18 protein-coding genes are annotated in these 17,817 nt (G+C 65.9%); 9 read left to right on the forward strand and 9 right to left on the reverse strand.

Annotated elements, in window-relative coordinates:
- A complete protein-coding gene (locus tag NMB43_RS10065; RefSeq protein WP_494352025.1) occupies positions 1–450 on the forward strand; it encodes a GNAT family N-acetyltransferase in 450 nt (149 codons plus the stop codon).
- 2 nt (positions 451–452) lie between these two features.
- Entirely contained in the window at positions 453–1,322 is an 870-nt protein-coding gene (locus NMB43_RS10070) for an EamA family transporter (RefSeq protein ID WP_494352026.1), read from the forward strand.
- A gap of 55 nt (positions 1,323–1,377) precedes the next feature.
- Here the strand turns inward: NMB43_RS10070 and NMB43_RS10075 are convergent, their stop codons facing one another.
- A complete protein-coding gene (locus NMB43_RS10075; RefSeq protein WP_494352027.1) occupies positions 1,378–1,872 on the reverse strand; it encodes a universal stress protein in 495 nt (164 codons plus the stop codon).
- Between the two features lie 58 nt (positions 1,873–1,930).
- Complete coding sequence (locus NMB43_RS10080; RefSeq protein ID WP_494352028.1) at positions 1,931–3,199, reverse strand: putative Na+/H+ antiporter; 1,269 nt, start codon at positions 3,197–3,199, stop codon at positions 1,931–1,933.
- A gap of 179 nt (positions 3,200–3,378) precedes the next feature.
- Here NMB43_RS10080 and NMB43_RS10085 point away from each other — a divergent pair, with 179 nt between their 5' ends.
- From NMB43_RS10085 to NMB43_RS10105, 5 genes are all read left to right on the forward strand, one after another.
- On the forward strand, positions 3,379–4,950 hold the full coding sequence (locus tag NMB43_RS10085) for a sensor histidine kinase (protein WP_494352029.1): 1,572 nt from the start codon (positions 3,379–3,381) through the stop codon (positions 4,948–4,950).
- Complete coding sequence (locus NMB43_RS10090) at positions 4,947–5,555, forward strand: response regulator transcription factor (RefSeq protein WP_494352030.1); 609 nt, start codon at positions 4,947–4,949, stop codon at positions 5,553–5,555. Before NMB43_RS10085 ends, NMB43_RS10090 begins: the two co-directional genes overlap by 4 nt.
- A 139-nt stretch (positions 5,556–5,694) precedes the next feature.
- Positions 5,695–6,471, forward strand: a complete 777-nt coding sequence (ppk2, locus tag NMB43_RS10095; protein ID WP_494352031.1) for a polyphosphate kinase 2 — start codon at positions 5,695–5,697, stop codon at positions 6,469–6,471.
- 13 nt (positions 6,472–6,484) lie between these two features.
- Positions 6,485–8,134, forward strand: a complete 1,650-nt coding sequence (locus tag NMB43_RS10100; protein WP_494352032.1) for a SulP family inorganic anion transporter — start codon at positions 6,485–6,487, stop codon at positions 8,132–8,134.
- Positions 8,135–8,195: 61 nt separating this feature from the next.
- Complete coding sequence (locus NMB43_RS10105; RefSeq protein WP_494352033.1) at positions 8,196–9,164, forward strand: DMT family transporter; 969 nt, start codon at positions 8,196–8,198, stop codon at positions 9,162–9,164.
- Here NMB43_RS10105 and NMB43_RS10110 read toward each other — a convergent pair.
- From NMB43_RS10110 to NMB43_RS10120, 3 genes are read right to left on the reverse strand one after another with little or no spacing between them, the layout of a single operon-like run.
- Positions 9,124–9,456 carry a DUF4936 family protein gene (locus NMB43_RS10110; protein WP_494352034.1) on the reverse strand — a complete coding sequence of 111 codons (333 nt, stop codon included), beginning with the start codon at positions 9,454–9,456 and terminating at the stop codon, positions 9,124–9,126. The two genes, NMB43_RS10105 and NMB43_RS10110, sit on opposite strands and share 41 nt — an antisense overlap.
- A complete protein-coding gene (gene msbA, locus NMB43_RS10115) occupies positions 9,456–11,252 on the reverse strand; it encodes a lipid A export permease/ATP-binding protein MsbA (protein ID WP_494352035.1) in 1,797 nt (598 codons plus the stop codon). Before msbA ends, NMB43_RS10110 begins: the two co-directional genes overlap by 1 nt.
- The gene (locus NMB43_RS10120; protein ID WP_494352036.1) at positions 11,249–11,914 is read right to left on the reverse strand and encodes a tyrosine-protein phosphatase; all 666 of its coding nucleotides are present in this window, start codon (positions 11,912–11,914) and stop codon (positions 11,249–11,251) included. The genes msbA and NMB43_RS10120 overlap by 4 nt, the downstream gene beginning before the upstream one ends.
- Before the next feature lie 130 nt (positions 11,915–12,044).
- Here NMB43_RS10120 and yoaA point away from each other — a divergent pair, with 130 nt between their 5' ends.
- The gene (gene yoaA, locus NMB43_RS10125) at positions 12,045–14,003 is read left to right on the forward strand and encodes a DNA repair helicase YoaA (protein WP_494352037.1); all 1,959 of its coding nucleotides are present in this window, start codon (positions 12,045–12,047) and stop codon (positions 14,001–14,003) included.
- Positions 14,004–14,112: 109 nt separating this feature from the next.
- A complete protein-coding gene (locus NMB43_RS10130) occupies positions 14,113–14,622 on the forward strand; it encodes a hypothetical protein (RefSeq protein ID WP_494352038.1) in 510 nt (169 codons plus the stop codon).
- Here the strand turns inward: NMB43_RS10130 and NMB43_RS10135 are convergent, their stop codons facing one another.
- The 4 genes from NMB43_RS10135 to ureE all read right to left on the reverse strand — a co-directional run bounded on the left by NMB43_RS10135 (position 14,623) and on the right by ureE (position 17,763).
- The gene (locus NMB43_RS10135; RefSeq protein WP_494352039.1) at positions 14,623–15,654 is read right to left on the reverse strand and encodes an Ldh family oxidoreductase; all 1,032 of its coding nucleotides are present in this window, start codon (positions 15,652–15,654) and stop codon (positions 14,623–14,625) included.
- A gap of 100 nt (positions 15,655–15,754) precedes the next feature.
- Complete coding sequence (gene ureG / locus NMB43_RS10140) at positions 15,755–16,378, reverse strand: urease accessory protein UreG (RefSeq protein WP_494352040.1); 624 nt, start codon at positions 16,376–16,378, stop codon at positions 15,755–15,757.
- A 123-nt stretch (positions 16,379–16,501) separates the two neighbouring features.
- Entirely contained in the window at positions 16,502–17,182 is a 681-nt protein-coding gene (locus NMB43_RS10145) for an urease accessory protein UreF (protein WP_494352041.1), read from the reverse strand.
- A gap of 92 nt (positions 17,183–17,274) precedes the next feature.
- Positions 17,275–17,763, reverse strand: coding sequence for an urease accessory protein UreE (ureE, locus tag NMB43_RS10150; protein WP_494352042.1), 489 nt, complete (start codon positions 17,761–17,763; stop codon positions 17,275–17,277).
- Between the last annotated feature and the right edge of the window lie 54 nt (positions 17,764–17,817).

The raw sequence follows: 17,817 nt of genomic DNA on the forward strand, positions 1-17,817 counted from the left end.
GTGGCTGACAATGAGACAGGCGTGCAGGTGGAGGCCGGAACGTGGTCTGCCCTGGGCGCGGTGGCGCTGGCGGTGCGCCAGCGGGTATTCGTCGAAGAGCAAGGCGTGCCCGAAGAACTGGAGCGCGATGCGGCTGATCCGCACTGTCTGCACGTCGTGGCACGTGATGCCACGGGGCGCGTGGTCGGCACCGGACGCTTGTTGCCGGACGGACATATCGGTCGTCTCGCCGTGCTGGCCGACACCCGTGGGCTGGGCGTGGGCAATCTCATGATGCGCTGCCTGATGCGCGAAGCCGCACAGCGGGGGCACGCCGAAGTGGTGCTCAACGCCCAGACATCGGCCGCCGGTTTCTATCACCAGCTCGGCTTTGTCGAGCATGGGGCCGTCTTCATGGAGGCCGGACTGGCGCATGTCGAGATGCGCAAACGCCTCGCTCCCGGGTGCTGATCGTGGATACACACACCCTGAGACGGGTCGGCGTGGCCTGGGTACTCGCTTCGGCGGCGTCCTTTGGCGCGATGGCAATCTTCGCTCGACAAGCCTACGCCGACGGCGCGGAGGTGATCGCCGTGCTGTTCCTGCGCTTTGCGATTGCCGCCCTCTGCATGAGCGCCATCGTGGCCTGGGGGCGTCGGCGCTGGCCAGGCGCGCGCCATGCCGTGATCCTGGCCGGGATGGGCGGTGTCGGTTACGTGGGGCAATCGCTGAGCTTCTTCTCCGCGCTCAAGTACGCCTCGGCCGGCTTGGTGGCGCTGTTGCTGTATCTCTATCCCTTCATCGTGACCGTACTGGGCGCGCTGCTGGCACGCCGCGCCCTGTCGCGTCGTCGCGTGATCCTGATCCTGGCGGCCTTGCTAGGTACAGCACTGACCATCGGCGGAGATGTCGGTGGCCAGCCATTGGGTATCCTGCTGGGTATTTCGGCGGCGCTGATTTATTCGATCTACATCCTGGTCGGTGAGCGCGTGCTGGCGCAGGAGGACCCCCTGGCGGCCGCCACCGTGGTGATGCTGGCCGCCGCCGTGGTGTTCGGTTTGCTGACGTGGTGGCAGGCCCCTGCGTTTCCGGTGAGCGTGTCGGCCTGGGCGTCGGTGCTGGCCATCGCGCTGGTGTCGACCGTGATCGCCATGGCGGGCTTCTTCATTGGCGTGCGCTATCTGGGGGCGGCCGATGCGGCGACGCTGTCCACCGTCGAGCCAGTGGTGACCATGGTGCTGGCTGCAATCTTTCTGGGCGAGTACGTCCGACCCATGCAGATCGTCGGGGCCGCTGCCGTGTTGCTGGCGCTGATCCTGCTGGTGCGCAGCCCGGGCAGATAAAAAAAGAGGCGGGTACGCCGCCTCAAAGAAAAGTAGCCCACCAGGGAAGACGGGACTACCTCGTTGCTACACCTTCAGCGTCCACCGCCACAATGGCGATGCCATGTGCCCGGTTGCGCAACTGTCGCTGCAGGCTGCTGGGCAAGCAGGTACGCCAACCTTCCTGCGGCAGGACGATCTCGCTGCACGCGTGTTCTTCAGCCAGCGACAACAGGCAGGCGGCTCTGTCGTCAGCTTCCCGGATGAGGCTTCTGTTGGGCATGCCATCGCCCTGCAGGAGCGCAGTCGCCTCGGCCAGGAAGATCGCCGAGCGTTCCTGGAAGTGCTGCCGTACCTCTTCCTCCGTGCGGAACTTCAGGACTTCCCAGTTGCGCACGGGGGTGATGACGCACACCAGCGTGACTTCTTTGGCGACGCCCGCGTGGAACTGACGCCGGGCGTACTGCAGGCACCATTGCGCCTCTTCCGAGCCATCAATCAGGATCAGCGGATGAGGCGTGCCCTGGCTCGAAGTAGATGACAAATGGATCATGTTGGCCAGATTTCCCATGATGGCTCCCTTGCGGCAGCTCGGTTGCGGAGGGTGCAGGGATGGCTGCTGCGCTTCATCACAGCACCTGGAAGGCCAGGATCGCCACGCAGGTGGGCGCGAGGGCGGCCACGAACAGAGCGAAGGGATTGATCGATTCGTCCTTGAATGCGGACTTCAGGATCGCCACGCCGGCCGGATTGGGCGCATTGGCGATCACCGTGAGGCCGCCGCCGGTCACCGCGCCGGCCACGATGGCGTACTTGAACTCGGGGGAGACGCCTTGCACCAGCGAGGCGAGGTAGGTCAGTGCGGCGTTGTCGGTCACGGCCGTCAGCGCGGTCGCCAGGAAGTACAGCGCGGTGGGTTCCACGCCGGTCAGCGCCTCCTGCAGCCACCATTGCTGGAGCCCCCCCAGTACCACCAGGCCTGCCAGGAAGAAGGCCACCAGCAGACCCTCGCGCAGGATCAGGCGATCCTGATGCCCGTGGTAGGCCTCGGCCAGACCGAGGAAAAGCAGGAAGATGCCCATGAACACCACGGGGTGGTGAGCAAATACGACCAGTCCGACAAGGAAAACGAGGTGGAGCAGGGTCAGTGGCAAGGGGCAGGGCGGCCGATCGCCACCCTTTCGCGAGGGGGTGATCGACGCCAGCTCAGTGCGGAACAACCAAGTCAGAGCCGCCGCGTTGATGAGCACGGCGAGGGCAGCCTTCCAGCCGAAGTTGCTGAGCATGAACCAGGCATCCCATTGCCATTTGGCGGCGACCATCAGCACGGGCGGCGCAGCAAAGTGGGTGAGGGTGCCGCCGATCGACACGTTGACGAAGAGCAGCCCGAGCGTGGCGTACTTGAGGCGGGTAGAACGTTCGCGGACGAAATAGCCGTCCTTGAGCATCAGTGCCGCCAGCGTCATGGCGGCGGGCTCGGTGATGAAGGAGCCCATCAGCGGCACCAGCGACAGGCACAGGAAGAACATGCTCTGCCCCGGTGTGAGGGGCAGCCGGTCGGCCAACCAGCGGGTCGTCGCAATCACCGCGCTGAGGATGGGGCGGCTGGCGGCGATGACCATGATCGCGAACACGAACATCGGTTCGGTGAAGTTGCGTCCTTCCAGGTAGCTGACTGCCTCATGCATGCCACTGAGCAGGAAGAGGGCAGCGATCAGCACGAAGGCCCAGAATCCGAATACCACCTCGACCTCGGCCAGCAGGTGCAGCAGACCGGAATGCCTCGGATGGCGGTGCGCCAGGCGGGCGAAGAAGTTGGTCGAGAACGTGTGCAGAACCGCGACTAGGAACAGCGCGGCGGCAACGATTTCGGCAGTGCTGACGGCAGACAGGGACATGGTGATGGAACACGATCTTTGGATGCGTTTGCCGTCAAGATAGCGAGCCCGCAATGCGCGAAAATCAGTGACCCGCTTACGGGATTCCACTACGCGCTCCTGCCAAGACCCTGCGTTCAGGCTGATCCACAATGACTGCGACACATGTGCCCGAAGGGTCTCGCCCTTCACTGCTCAAGATGATCAAAGACGGACTCGGTGTTGTCGCCTTCATCGCCCTGTATGTCGCGCTGGACGCGGCGAGCTTCATCGACCCCCTGCACGGGCTGAACATCACGCCCTGGAATCCCGCCCCCGCGCTGGGCATGGTCTATCTGTTGCGACGCGGACCCATCGCTCCCTGCGCCGTGGTGATGGCCGTCCTTTTGGGGGAATGGGTACTTCGTGGCGTCCCCTCGTCCTGGGTCATCAGCGTGGGATCGGCCCTGATCCTGGCCCTGGGCTACCTGCTGCTGGGCGCGCTGCTGCAGCGCATTCTGTCGAGCGTGACGCTCATCGACGACCGCGCTTCACTGTTCCGTTGGGTGATCATCATCACGCTGGGAACCTTCCTCAACAGCCTCGTCTACCTCTCCAGCCTGCGCCTGATGGGGCTGTTGCCCGCCGACGGCTGGCTCGAGGGAGTCATGCGCTTCTGGGTGGGAGATGCTGTCGGCATAGCCGTGGCGATGCCCCTGATCTGGTGGTTGTCGACTCAGCGCGGGCGCTTCCTGCTGCGGGCGGCAGTGCTGCGCTGGGAGTCCCTGGGCTACCTGTTGCTCAGCCTGGTAACCCTGTTCGCGGTATTCAGCTTCAGCAAGGATGCGGGGTTCCAGCTCTTCTACCTGCTCTTCCTGCCCATCGTGTGGGCCGCCACGCGGCAGGGCATGGCCGGCGCCATTCTGTCGGCCAGCGTGATGCAGGCGGGCGTGATCGTGGCCGTGCTGTGGCTGGGCTACAGCGCGGTGACCATCGCGGAATTGCAGATTCTGGCCTTCGCGATGGCACTGATCGGCTTCTTCATCGGCTGCGTGGTGGACGAGCAGCGGCGTACCAGCGAGGAGCTTCGACAAAGCCTGCGCCTGGCTGCCGCAGGCGAGATGGCCGGCGCCCTGGCCCACGAACTCAACCAGCCCCTGACCGCGCTCGCGGCCTACGCCTCGGCGTGTGAAACCTTGCTGCATCGTGGTGAAGCCGGTGAGCGCCTGCTGCTGGCCATCCGCGGCATGCTTACCGAGTCCGCGCGCACCGGCGAGGTGGTGCGGCGGCTGCGAGACTTCTTCCGCACCGGTGCCACACGCCTGGAGGTACTGTCGCTGGCGGATATCATCGAGCACGCGCTGCGGCCATTTCGCGACAAGCTGAGTCAGCGTGCCATCACCTTGCACACCGGCAGCATCCCCGGTGTCGAGGTACAGGCCGATCGGCTGCAGATCGAGGTGGTGTTGCGCAATCTCTTGAGCAACGCCATCGAGGCCGTTGACAGCCTGCCGGCCGACGGCACGCATCGGCGCGAGATCGTGATCGGTGCCGAGTTGCGTGCGGGAGGGCGGGTGCTGGTCTGGGTGGACGACAGTGGGCCCGGCCTGAGCGAACAGGACGCGTCCCGTCTGTTCGAGGCGTACCAGTCCTCCAAGTCCAGCGGCATGGGCCTGGGCTTGCTGATTAGCCGTGCCATCATCGAGACGCATGGCGGGCAACTCTGGGGAGAGATCGGGCCCCGCGGCCGTTTCAAGTTCGAACTACCGATCCACGAGACTCACGCAACATGAACGAGAACCTGAGTGTATTCATCGTCGACGACGACGCCTCGGTGCGCGACGCCCTGGCCTTGTTGCTGGGTGTGCATGACTACCGGGTGGCCGTGTTTGCCGACGCGGAGAGTTTTTTGCAGGCCTATCGACCCGCCTGGCGGGGCTGCCTGCTGGTCGACATCCGCATGCCGGGTCTCGATGGCTTGAGCCTGCAGCGTCTCCTGCTTGAGCAGGGTTGCGAGATGCCGCTGATCATCATGACCGGCCACGGTGATGTGGCCTCGGCGCGCGAGGCCTTCCGCCAGCGAGCGCTCGATTTCCTTGAAAAGCCGCTGGACCAGGGGCGTCTGCTGGCCGCCATTGCCGAGGCCTATGCGCTGCAATGCGAGAAGCTGGCCGAGCTGCGTCATCGGCGCGATTTGCATAGTCTGCTCGACGAACTGACGCCGCGGGAGCGCGAAGTCATGGAGCGCGTTGTCGCGGGCCAGCACAATCGGGACATTGCGGCAGAGCTGGGCATCAGCCCACGCACGGTAGAGGTGCACAAGGCACGCATGATGGACAAGCTGGGGGTGGACTCGGTGGCCGACCTGGTACGCCTGAGCCTGGGACATCCGCAGTAGCGTGCCGCTGGCGCTGCCCTAGGCATGCGATTAGGATGTGGAGACGGACGCACGCCAGTGCGCCGTCCCTCAGCTAGGAGACCTCATGGGCGCAAAGAATAAAGCCGAACATCCGGCACCTGGGCAGCACGAAGAAGTGATGCCTGAACTGAACAACAAGACTTACCTCAAAGAACTGCGCAAGCTGCATGTGGAGCTGGTCAAGCTGCAGCGCTGGGTGGTCGCCAAGGGGCTCAAGGTCTGCATCGTGTTCGAGGGGCGCGACGGCGCCGGCAAGGGCGGCACCATCAAGGCCCTGACCGAGCGTGTGAGCCCGCGCGTGTTCCGCGTCGTGGCGTTGCCGGCGCCCAATGAGCGCGAGAAGACCCAGATGTACATGCAGCGCTACGTGCAGTTCCTGCCGGCAGCCGGCGAGATCGTGATCTTTGACCGTAGCTGGTACAACCGTGCCGGTGTGGAGCGTGTAATGGGTTTCTGCACGCCGGAGCAGACTGAGCGCTTCCTGCAGCAGGTGCCTGCGTTCGAACACGCGATGATCGAGTCCGGCATCATCGTGCTGAAGTACTGGTTGGAGGTGAGCCCCGAGGAACAGGAGCGACGCCTGCTCGACCGTATCGACGACGGCCGCAAGACCTGGAAGCTGTCGCCCATGGACATCAAGTCCTTCACCCTGTGGGACGAATACACCAAGGCGCGCGATGACATGTTCGCCGCCACCGACACCGCCTGGGCTCCGTGGTACGTGGCCCGTTCGGAGGACAAGCGCCGGGTGCGCCTGAACGTGATCCACCATATTCTGGATCATGTGCCCTACGAAGACCTGCCCACGGACAAGGTGAAGCTGCCCAAGCGCAAGGTGGGCAAGAAGTACGAGTCGGCACCGTATCCTTACAACTACGTGACCGAGCGTTACTGAGCGAATGCCGGGCATGAGCGATAGGCAATCCGTGGCCGGACTCCGCTTCGACGTGGTGGCCGGGCTTACGGCGGCTGCCGTGATCCTGCCCAAGGCCATGGCCTACGCCACGGTCGCCGGCTTGCCGGTGGCCGTGGGCCTGTACACCGCCCTGGTCCCGATGGTGATCTATGCGCTGCTGGGCTCCTCGCGCGTGCTCAGTGTCAGCTCGACGACGACCATCGCCATCCTGACCGGCGCAGATCTCGCATTGGCCGTACCGGATGGCGATCCGGCACGCCTGCTGGTGGCGGCGGTCACGCTGGGGCTGCTCGTCGGTGCCATCCTGATACTGGCCTCGGTGCTGCGCCTGGGCTTCGTGGCCAGCTTCATCTCCGCGCCGGTGCTGACCGGCTTCAAGGCCGGCATCGGCCTGGTGATCGTGCTCGACCAGATGCCCAAGCTGCTGGGCCTGCATATCGAGAAGAGCGGCTTCTTCCACAACCTGTTCAGCCTGCTGCAACACCTGCCCCAGACCTCGCTGCTGACCCTGGCGGTCGCACTGGCGACGCTGCTCGTGCTGGTCGCCATGGAACGCTGGTGGCCGCAGTTCGCGCCGCCCCTGGTGGCGATGGGGCTGGCCATCCTCCTGTCCTGGGGCGTGGGGCTGCAGGAGTTGGGGACGTCCATCGTCGGCAGCATTCCCCAGGGCCTGCCCAGCCTGCACCTGCCGGACCTCGACATGATCGGCGTGCTGCTGCCGGGCGCATTGGGTATCGCACTGATGAGCTTTACCGAGACCATTGCGGCCGGGCGCGCCTTCGCCGCCAGTTCGGACCCGCGCATCAATCCCAACCGCGAGTTGCTGGCCACTGGCGTGGCCAACATCGGGGGCGCGCTGCTCGGCGCCATGCCCAGTGGTGGTGGCACCTCGCAGACAGCGGTGGTGCGCGCGGCGGGCGGACGGACCCAGAAGGCTTCGTTGGTGACGGCCGCGCTGGCCTTGGCCACCATACTGGTGCTGGCGCCCGTGCTGGGGCTCTTGCCCAATGCGACGCTGGCCGCAGTGGTGATCGTCTACTCGGTCGGACTGATCCAGCCGGGCGAGTTCAGGTCGATCCGCAAGGTACGGGTGATGGAGTTCCGCTGGGCTGTGGCGGCCTGCCTGGGGGTGCTGCTGTTCGGTACGCTCAATGGCATCGTCATCGCCATCATCGTGTCGCTGATCGCGCTGGCCAGCCAGACGGCCAACCCGCCGGTCCTGGTCATCGGCCGCAAGCGCGGAGCCGACGTGTTGCGCCCTGTATCACCTGAGAATCCTGACGACGAGACTTTCCCCGGCCTGCTGATCCTGCGTCCGGTGGGGCGCATCTACTTCGTCAACGCGCAGAACATCGCAGCGCAGCTCCAGGAACTGGTGATCCGGCACGACCCGCGCGTGGTGGCGCTGGACATGAGCCGGGTGCCGGATATCGAGTACTCGGCGCTGCAGATGCTTATCGAGGGTGACAAGCGCATGCAGGAGAGCGGGCGCACGCTGTGGCTGGCTGCGCTGAATCCCGCCGTGTTGGAGGTGGTGCGCAGTGCGGGCCTGGCCGAGCAACTCGGGCCGGACCGCCTGCTGTTCAACGCGCGTGCGGTGATCGAACGCTACCAGGCCCTGGACGCAGCCCCTAGCAGTTGAGTCCGCAGGGCTGCATGCCAGGAGAATGCAGCTAAACTCCTGCGCCTGACAGGAGGATGCGATGCTGGGTGGGGTGTTGTTCGCGTTGGCAGCGGGGCTCATGTGGGGACTGGTGTTCATTGTCCCCGTTCTGCTGCCCGAGTATTCGGCTGTGCTCTTGTCGGTGGGGCGTTACCTGGCCTTCGGGCTCATTGCCCTGCCGCTGGGCTGGCTCGACCGGCGTGGCCTGCGCGAACTGGGCCGGGCTGACTGGATCGAGGCGCTCAAGCTCGCCGCCATCGGCAACCTGCTGTACTACCTCTTCCTGGCGGCCGCGATCCAGCGCGCCGGCGGCCCGCTGCCCACGATGATCATCGGCACCCTGCCGGTGGTGATAGCGATCTGCGCCAACCTGCGTGATCACCGCCGTGATGGTCACCTGCCGTGGCGCCGCCTGGCGCCTTCGCTGCTCCTCATCGCCGCTGGCATCGCTTGTGTAAACCAGGTGGAACTGAGCGCCCTGCAAGCGCTGCGTGAGGTCGACCCCTGGCGTTATGCGAGCGGAGCCGCGCTGGCGGTGCTGGCGGTCGCCTGCTGGACCTGGTACCCCTTGCGCAATGCCGATTGGCTGCGCGCGCATCCGGATCGCAATCCGCGGGCCTGGGCCACTGCGCAGGGGCTGATGACCCTGCCGCTCGCCCTGCTCGGCTATCTCGTGCTGTGGGGGGCGATGGGGGTGGCGGGCAACCCGTTCGAGATGCCGCTGGGGCCGCGTGCCGGCCTCTTCGTCGGGCTGATGATCGCGACCGGCCTGCTTGCCTCCTGGCTCGGCACCCTGTGCTGGAACGAGGCCAGCCAGCGCCTGCCTACGGCACTGGTGGGACAGTTGATCGTGTTCGAGACCCTGTCGGCACTGGCCTATGCCTTCGTGCTGCGCGGTCAGGCGCCGCAGGGGCTGGCTGTGCTGGGGATTCTGCTGCTGGTCGCCGGTGTGCTGTGGGCCCTGCGCATCAAACCGGAGCCGGTGCTGCGGGAGGCTCACCCGAACTGACGACCAGCAGCGGCACGAACCATTCTTCATGGCGAGCCCCGGCTGCCAGCAAGGCGGCCAGCGGAGAGGCCGCGAAGCGCGCCGACAGGCAGGTGCGCAGGCGCTCCGCATCGATGATCGCGGTGTAGGTCTCCATCCAGGTCAATGGATCGTCGCGGCGCTGCGAGAGCTGCGTGGCGCAACCGGTGTCCGCCGCCACCGCGGCGAGCAGGGCGCGGGCGGCGTCCAGGGCCGCGTCCTGCAGCCCGTCTGGCACGCGGTAGTAGATGTACAGCGTGGCCGCCTCCGCCATCAGCCGCGCTCGATGGTCTGGCGCAACTGCTCGGCCTCGGGCAGGACCTCGGCCGACGCGTCGCGCAGCACCTCCTCGCCACTCTGGATCAGGCGGGCATAGGCGCCGTTGGCGGCCTGCAGGGTTTCGTGGTCGCCGCTTTCGACGATCCGGCCACGCTCCATCACCACGATGCGATCGGCATCGCGCACGGTGGACAGGCGGTGCGCCACGATGAATACGGTGCGGCCCCGGCGCAGCGTCAGCATCGCTTCGCGCACCACGCGCTCGGACTCGTTGTCGAGCGCCGAGGTGGCCTCGTCGAACAGCACGATGGGGGCGTCCTTGAAGAAGGCGCGTGCAATCGCGATGCGCTGGCGCTGGCCGCCGGACAAGCGGCTGCCGTTCGGGCCGATGCGGGCGGCCAGACCTTCCGGCAGCGTACGGATGAAATCCCAGGCGTGGGCGGCACGCGCCGCCGCCTCGATTGCGGCGGGGTCGGCATCGTGGCGGCCATAGGCGATGTTGGCCGCCACCGTGTCGTCGAACAGCGCGGCATGCTGGCCGACCAGCGCGATGTGTTCGCGCAGGGCCTGGGGGGCCAGCGTGTCGAGGCGCTGGCCGTCCAGTTCGATATGGCCGCTCTGCGGGTCGAAGAAACGCGCCAGCAGCGCGACCAGCGTGCTCTTGCCGCTACCGGAGGCGCCCACCAGGGCGATGGTCTGGCCGGGCGCGACATCGAGACTGAAGCCTTCCAATGCAGGCGCGTCCTGGCCCGGGTAGCGGAAGCCCACCTCCCGCAGGCGGATGGCGCCGCGCACGGGTTGCGCGGGGGCCTGGCCGGTCTCCTGCTCGGGCTGCAGGTCGAGCAGGCCGAAGATGCTTTGCGCACCGGCCAGGCCGCGCTGGATCACTGTGTTGACGTTGGTGAGGCGACGCACTGGCTCGAACAGCATGCCCATGGTGGTGAGGAAGGCGACGAAGGCGCCCGGCGTGAGCTGGTTGTTCTTGGTCAGCGTGGTGGCGAAGTAGGTGACCGCCGCCACCGCGGAGAAGGCCAGGATGTTGACCACCGGCACGTTGGCCGAGGAGATGCGCACGACCTTCATGGTCTCGTGGCGCAGCTTCTTCGAGATGGCGGCAAAGCGCCGGCCCTCGTGTGCCTCGGCACCGAAGACCTTGATCTCGCGCACCCCGGTGACGGACTCCTCCAGCGCACTGGTCATCTCGGCCATGGTTTCCTGCATCGCGCGGTTAGAGGTACGCATGCCACGACTGGCCTTGTTCATGACCCACACCACGAGGGGGGCGACCAGCAGGATCATCAGCGTGAGCTTCCATGCCATGTAGAGCAGGGCGGTCAGCAAGGCGATGATGGTCAGGCTGTCCTGGATCACCACGATCCAGGCATTCGACAGTGCGGCGCCGACCTGGCCCACGTCATAGGTGATGCGGGAGAGCAGGCTGCCGGCGGGTTGGGTCTGGTGGGTGGCCAGGGGGAGGCGCAACTGGTGGCGGAAGATCTGCACGCGGATGTCTTCCATCGCCTTGTTGGCGATCCATTGACTGCTGACACCCGAGGTGTAGTCGGCGAGGCCCTTGCCCAGCGCGACGAGCACGATGAACAGGGGAATCTGCCACATCGCCTCGTTGTCCTGCGCGATCAGGCTTTCGTCGAGCAGCGGCTTCATCAGGCTGGGCAGGATGGCATTGAGCGCGGCCGAGGCGCTGATCGCGATCACGGCGAGGATCGCCACCCGCCAGTAGGGGCGGATGTAGCCCAGTAGTCGGCGATAGAGCAGCCAGGAGTCCTTCATTCGCGCTCCAGTACCTTGTCGACGATGAAGTCCTGCAGGCCCTTGGGTTTGAAACGAGCCTTCAGGTCATCGCGATCGTAGTCCTGATCCACCCAGGCCAGGAATTCCTTGGGCGCCTGCGCGGTCTGGCGCAGGTAATCCTCAAAGAAGAAGTCCAGCACGCCGGTCTTGGAGCCCTTCACATGGCCATAGCGCAGGGACAGTTCCGTCATTGCCTCCTGGACCGGACTGCCGAGACGGAACATCCGGTAGAGCGCCGAGGCGAAGCCGGCACGGTCGGCGCCCGACTTGCAGTGGATCAGCGCCGGGTATTCGATGTCGTCGAACAGCTTGCGCGTGGCGTGCACGGCCTCCACCTCGGGCGCGCTGCGCGAGCGGATGCCGGTGTGGTCGATGAAGCGGATGCCCAGCGTGGCGCAGGTTTCGGCCTCCAGGGCGTAGCGCCCGCTGTCGTCCGCGCCGCGCAGGTTGATCACGGTGCGGATGCCGTACTTGCGGTGCAGGCGGCGCAAGTGGTTCGGGCTGGGCTGGGCGCTGCGGTACAGGCCGCCGGGAAGGGCATGCAGGTTCAGGTAGAGCGTGCGGAAAAAGCCGTGATCCTTGAGGATCAGGTCAAGCCAGGCGAGGAAGCGTTGCCAGGGAGAGCGGAGGTCGCGGGCCACTGTGTCGGGTCGGGAAAGCAAACCGCGCATTATCCTTGAGCCGGCGGGCCAGGAACAGGGGCGACTGTATGGATGCTCAGGTCCGGAGAGGCTGCGTGCTAACATCGCACGAGCTTTTTCCACCGTATCCATGCAAGACATTCCCCTGCATTTCTCCGAAGACGGCACGCTGGCCAGCGTGATTCCGGGCTTCCGTCCGCGTCCGCAACAGATCGAGATGGCGGAGACGATCGCGCGCGCCATCAAGGGCAATCGTGTGCTGGTGGCCGAGGCCGGCACCGGCACCGGCAAGACCTTCGCCTACCTCGTCCCAGCGCTGCTCTCGGGCGGCAAGGTCATCATCTCGACCGGCACCAAGACCCTGCAGGATCAGCTCTTCCACCGCGACCTGCCGGCCGTGCGCAAGGCGCTCAAGGTGCCGGTCGGCGTGGCCTTGCTGAAGGGGCGCCAGAACTACGCCTGCCATTACCACATCCAGCGTGCGCAGCTCGACGGGCGCTTCCTCAATCGCGAGGATGTGTTCTACATGCAGCAGATCGCCAAGTGGATGGAGCACACGCAGACCGGCGACAAATCCGAATGTAGTGGGGTACCCGAGGACGCCACGGTGTGGATGCTGGCGACCTCGACGCGCGAGAACTGCCTGGGCCAGGAGTGCCCGCATAACAAGGAGTGTTTCGTGCTGGCCGCGCGTCGTCGCGCGCAGGAGGCCGACGTGGTGGTGGTCAATCACCACCTCTTCTTCGCCGACGTGATGCTGCGCGACGAGGGCATGGGCGAACTGCTGCCGGCCTGCAACACCGTGGTGTTCGACGAAGCGCACCAATTGCCCGAGACGGCCAGCCTGTTCTTCGGCGAAAGCGCATCGACGGGGCAGATGCTGGACCTGGCACGCGACACGCGCCACGAAGCGCTGGCCAATGCGCGCGACTTCGTGCCGCTGCAGGACGCCACCCGCTCGCTGGAAAAGGCGGCGCGCGATCTGCGCCTGGCGATTCCGGGCGAGAACCTGCGCCTGGGCTTCGCCCAGATGGCCGACAACAAACCCTTCCACGATGCGCTGGACGTCCTGGAGGCCGAGCTGGAGAAGTTCGTCGAACTCTCCGGCACCCAGGCGGAGCGCGCCGAGGGACTGGAGAAATGCTGGCAGCGGGCGACCGAGCTGTGCGAGCGCGTGCAGCGCTGGCGCCGCGTGGAGCAGCCGGACCTGATCCGCTGGGTCGAGGTCTATAGCCAGTCGGCCTCGCTCAACACCACGCCGCTCGATGTGGCCAACATCTTCCGCAAACAGGTGGAGGGGCAGGCCAAGAGCTGGATCTTCACTTCCGCGACCCTGGCCGTGGGGCGTGGCTTCGACCACTACAACCGCGAACTGGGGCTCAACTTCCTGGAGACGCCGCCCGAGACGGCCATGTGGGGCAGCCCCTTCGAGTACGGCGAGCAGGCCATGCTGTACGCGCCCGAGGGCATGCCGGACCCGAATAGCCCGGACTACGCCGATGCCGTGGTGCGTGTGGCGCTGCCGCTGATCATCGCCGCACAGGGGCGCGCCTTCGTGCTGTGCACCTCGCTGCGCGCGATGCAGCGCATCCACGATGGGATTGCGGATGGCCTGCAGCGCGAGGGCCAGGATTTCCCCTTGCTGCTGCAAGGCCAAAGCTCGCGCAGCGAGCTGCTTGAACGTTTCCGCCGCCTCGGCAACGCGGTGCTGGTCGCCAGCCAGAGCTTCTGGGAAGGTGTCGACGTACCAGGCGATGCGCTGTCGCTGGTCATCATCGACAAGCTGCCGTTCTCCCCGCCCGACGACCCGGTGCTGAAGGCGCGCGTGGAATGGATGGAGAAGCAGGGTCGCAACCCGTTCATGGAGTACCAGTTGCCACGCTCGGTCATCAACATGAAACAGGGCGCAGGCAGATTGATCCGCTCCGAGCGTGATCGCGGCGTGCTGGTGGTGTGCGACCCGCGGATGATCACCAAGCCCTACGGCAAGCGCGTGTGGCAGAGCCTGCCTCCGATGCGCCGCTCGCGCGTGGAGACGGAAGTGGTTGAATTCCTGCAACTGTTACCGCCGCCAGCTATCCCGCGCTGAGCCTGTCAGGGCAAGCCCCGATGTTCTAGCTGATGCAATGCAGCGTTAATGCGTCATGGTTGAACGCGAAGCGTTCTTATGCAATCGGCATTGATCGGCAGGTATGGGCATGCGTGACAGGGTGTTCTCGAAGACAGAAGCCGGGCAACGTGAGATCCAGACACGCGAGATGCGTCTGGCGCCGCGCCTGCGTTCCCTCCTGGTACAGGTGGATGGCAAGCGTTCGGTGGAAGGCCTGCTGCAGATGCTGGGCTCGGCGGGCATCAGCGAAGAGCATTTCACTCAACTGGCCGAGGCTGGTTTGATCGCCGCCCCCGCTGCAGCAGCGCCCGTGGCGCCGCCACCGAAACCGTCCGCCGCGTCCCCCAGCGACGCCGGAGGCAGCCTGGCCGCGCAGGCCGAGCGCCAGATGGCGCTATACAGCGCCTGCAACGAGGCGATCTCCCGCCACCTGGGGCTCAAGGGCTTCAAGCTGCAACTGCAGCTCGAGAAGCTTGCCGCCGTCGAGGATTACCGCAGCTTCAGCGAAGTGCTCGTGAATGCGGTCCACAAGGCGCGTGGTGAAGACGAGGCGGAAGCCTTGCGCGGCCGCCTCGGTTCCCTGCTCAGCAGCGGCTGATCAGACTTCCAGCTTGAGCCCGGCGGCGCGCAACTGCGCCACGATTTCAGGGTGCAGCGACACGCCCTGTGCTTCGCCCTCGTGACTGGTCTGCCAGCCACGCTGGCCTGGCCACATGAAGGGCGTAGTCTCGCTGGCGTTGGTTTCCAGGTGCAGCAGGAAGTCGTGCAAGCGCGAGCGGAACATCGCGCTGTCGCCAAAAGCCGCCACATCCAGCGCGATGAACAGCTTGCTGGAGCCCAGATCCAGACCGCTGCGGTCGGCGTCGATCTCGGGGCCGAACATGCCGCCGGCCAGTGCTGCCGTCATCAGCTCCATCATCAGCGCGAGGCCGGCACCCTTGTGGTCGCCAAATGGCTTCACCGCGCCGCCGAGGATGGCCTTGGCATCATTGCTCGGTTTGCCTTCGGCGTCGAAGCCCCAGCCATCCGGAATGCTCTTGCCCTCGCGCAGCCAGGTACCTACCTTGCCCACGGCGGCCTGGCTCATGGCGATGTCCAGCACCAGCGGTTCGCGGATGTCTTCGCCGGGAATGCCGATGGCCAGCGGATTGTTGCCGATCACCCGCTTGGTGGCGCCCCAACCCGCCATGGTGGTCATCGCATTGGTGGTGCAGATGCCGATGCAGCCCGCCAGCGCAGCGCGGCTGGCGTAGGCGTGGGCGCGCCCCCAGTGGGTCAAGCGGGTGGCGAGGCAGGCACCGATGCCGAACAGGCGGGCGCGTGACACGGCGGCCTCCATGGCCAGCACCGAGAGGTAGCGGCCGGGACCGTTTTCGCCGTCCAGCACGCAAGTGGCGGCGGTGCTGCGCAGCATGATGCCTTCGGCATCCGCCTTCACCCGCCCATCCTTGAGCCCGGCCAGCAGGCCCGGCAGCATGCGTACACCATGCGACGGAGTACCGTGCAGATCGGCCTCGGTCATCACCTCGGCTTCGACGATGGCCGCACTGGCGGGCATGCCGGCGGCGATCAGGGTATCGCGGACTTCGGCGCGAAGTTGCTCAAGCGGAATGCGGAATTCGGTGCTCACGGACTACTCCCGGCGCGAACGGAAAGCACTCAGCATACGCCCGCCTCGGCGCACCGGGCTTTGATCTGGATGCAATGCGATGGACTACAGCGACCCGAGCTCAGGCCGCGTGCAACATGCCTTGCTGCTCGATGAAGGCGATGATCTCGGGCAGGCCCTGGCCGGTCTTCTGGTTGCTGAAGACGAAAGGCTTGTCGCCGCGCATCTTGCGTGAATCGCGGTCCATTACCTCCAGCGAGGCGCCCACCAGCGGCGCGAGGTCGATCTTGTTGATCACCAGCAGGTCACTCTTCATGATGCCCGGCCCGCCCTTGCGCGGGATCTTGTCGCCGGCCGACACGTCGATCACGTACAGCGTGAGGTCGGAGAGTTCCGGCGAGAAGGTCGCGGCCAGGTTGTCGCCGCCAGACTCCACGAACACGATCTCCAGGCCGGGGAACTTGCGGGTGAGCTGCTCCACCGCTTCGAGGTTGATCGACGCGTCTTCGCGGATCGCGGTGTGCGGGCAGCCGCCGGTCTCCACGCCCAGGATGCGCTCGGCCGGCAGCGCTTCATTGCGCACCAGGAACTGCGCGTCTTCGGCGGTGTAGATGTCGTTGGTGACGACAGCGATGTTGTACTTGTCGCGCAGTGCGCGGCACAGCGCCAGGGTCAGAGCAGTCTTGCCGGAGCCGACCGGGCCGCCGATGCCGACTCTGAGAGGTTGGGAGGTGGTTTGAGGCATGGTGCTTTCCTTGTTTTGCATCGGGAGCCGGGAGTGGTGAGTCGGGAGTCGAAAAGTATGCGGACGGCGAAGCCGTCCGGAAACATCAACGACTCCCTACTCTCGACTCCCCACTCCCGAATTTCATGATCTGAACAATCGTGTGTATTGGGTCTCGTGCAGGCAACTGGCGAGCGTCATGCCGGGCGTGAAGTTCTCCCAGTCCTGCGATTCGGCGCGCCGGATGGCTTCGGCAGCCAGCATCGGCAAGTCGGGCGAGAGCGCCACCAGCATGCGCTGGCCGGCCGTCTGGCCCAGCGGCACCAGCTTCACGGCGGCCATCACCTGGTTCTCCAGCCAGGCCCACAGGTAGGTCGTGGCGGCGTCCGTCTCGGCCAATTGCCAGTGCGCGGCTGCGGCCGCCCACGGTGTCGGGAAAGCGATCTCGTTCATCTGCGCGTGCGCCTCGCGGATCGTGTCCGGCATCTCCGGCAGATCGCGCAGCAAGCGCGCCAGCGAATAGCCCATCTGCAGGGTTTCGGCGCGCAGCTCGGCGGTCTCGCGGGTGGCGATGAACTCGGCGTTGAGGCGCTGCACCGCGGCGGTATCGCCAGCCGCCCAGGCCCGCATCAGGCCGACCAGGGCGGGCGCCTCGCAGCGTGCCAGCGCGAAGTGCAGGGCATCGCGAATCCATTGCTGGGCCTGCGCTTCATTCTTCACCGTGCCGCATTCGACCGCCCACTCCAGACCCTGCGAGTAGGAGAAGGCGCCGACGGGCAGGGCCGGGCTGGCGAGGTGGAGCAGGCGGGCGAGCTGGATGTTCATGTGACCGTCATTCCCGCGAAAGCGGGAATCCAGCGACTTTACGGGCGCCGGTTAACGCCACTGGGTTCCTGCCTCCGCAGGAACGACGGGCGTTAACCATGGTTGCCGCCCATCACATGAATGCGTGCCTCGGTGGCGCCGCGCTCCGCGTGGTGATGACCATGCGCATAGGCGCCAGCCTCGGGCTCGAAGGCGGCATCCAGATGCGTGAGCTGGGCGCCCAAGCCTGCCAGCATGTGTTCCAGTACGTGGTCCTGCTGGATGCGCAAGGCGCCCTCGCAGACCTGCACCGCGACATGACGGTTACCGAGGTGGTAGGCGATGCGGGCCAGTTCGAAAGGGTTGGCGCAACGGGCTTCGACCAGGGCTTCGGGTGCGGAGACGACCGCAATCACACGGCCATCCTGGCTTTGCAGCTTGTCGCCGCCACGCAGGATCGTGCCACGCGGCAGGAACATGCCAACTTCCTCACCCGAGGCCAGTTGCGTGCGCAGCCGGCTCTTGGTGCGGGCGTCGAAGTTCAGGACCAGTTGTTCGGTGGCAGCTGCGCTGCCGGTGTAGAGCGATTCAATCAGGAGCATTTTCGAGAGCCGGAAATCAAAGTCGTGGAGAAGCCGTAGCGAGCGCGTCGAGGT

The sequence above is a fragment of the Uliginosibacterium sangjuense genome (assembly GCF_059132465.1).

Bases quoted from the DNA above. Each gene is read 5' to 3' on its own strand.
- NMB43_RS10105 (WP_494352033.1), top strand. From the start codon at position 8,196: ATGCTGGGTGGGGTGTTGTTCGCGTTGGCAGCGGGGCTCATGTGGGGA.
- NMB43_RS10090 (WP_494352030.1), top strand. From the start codon at position 4,947: ATGAACGAGAACCTGAGTGTATTCATCGTCGACGACGACGCCTCGGTG.
- NMB43_RS10080 (WP_494352028.1), bottom strand. From the start codon at position 3,199: ATGTCCCTGTCTGCCGTCAGCACTGCCGAAATCGTTGCCGCCGCGCTG.
- NMB43_RS10100 (WP_494352032.1), top strand. From the start codon at position 6,485: ATGAGCGATAGGCAATCCGTGGCCGGACTCCGCTTCGACGTGGTGGCC.
- yoaA (WP_494352037.1), top strand. From the start codon at position 12,045: ATGCAAGACATTCCCCTGCATTTCTCCGAAGACGGCACGCTGGCCAGC.
- NMB43_RS10075 (WP_494352027.1), bottom strand. From the start codon at position 1,872: ATGGGAAATCTGGCCAACATGATCCATTTGTCATCTACTTCGAGCCAG.
- ppk2 (WP_494352031.1), top strand. From the start codon at position 5,695: ATGCCTGAACTGAACAACAAGACTTACCTCAAAGAACTGCGCAAGCTG.
- msbA (WP_494352035.1), bottom strand. From the start codon at position 11,252: ATGAAGGACTCCTGGCTGCTCTATCGCCGACTACTGGGCTACATCCGC.
- NMB43_RS10130 (WP_494352038.1), top strand. From the start codon at position 14,113: ATGCGTGACAGGGTGTTCTCGAAGACAGAAGCCGGGCAACGTGAGATC.
- ureG (WP_494352040.1), bottom strand. From the start codon at position 16,378: ATGCCTCAAACCACCTCCCAACCTCTCAGAGTCGGCATCGGCGGCCCG.
- NMB43_RS10145 (WP_494352041.1), bottom strand. From the start codon at position 17,182: ATGAACATCCAGCTCGCCCGCCTGCTCCACCTCGCCAGCCCGGCCCTG.
- NMB43_RS10110 (WP_494352034.1), bottom strand. From the start codon at position 9,456: ATGGCGGAGGCGGCCACGCTGTACATCTACTACCGCGTGCCAGACGGG.
- NMB43_RS10085 (WP_494352029.1), top strand. From the start codon at position 3,379: ATGATCAAAGACGGACTCGGTGTTGTCGCCTTCATCGCCCTGTATGTC.
- ureE (WP_494352042.1), bottom strand. From the start codon at position 17,763: ATGCTCCTGATTGAATCGCTCTACACCGGCAGCGCAGCTGCCACCGAA.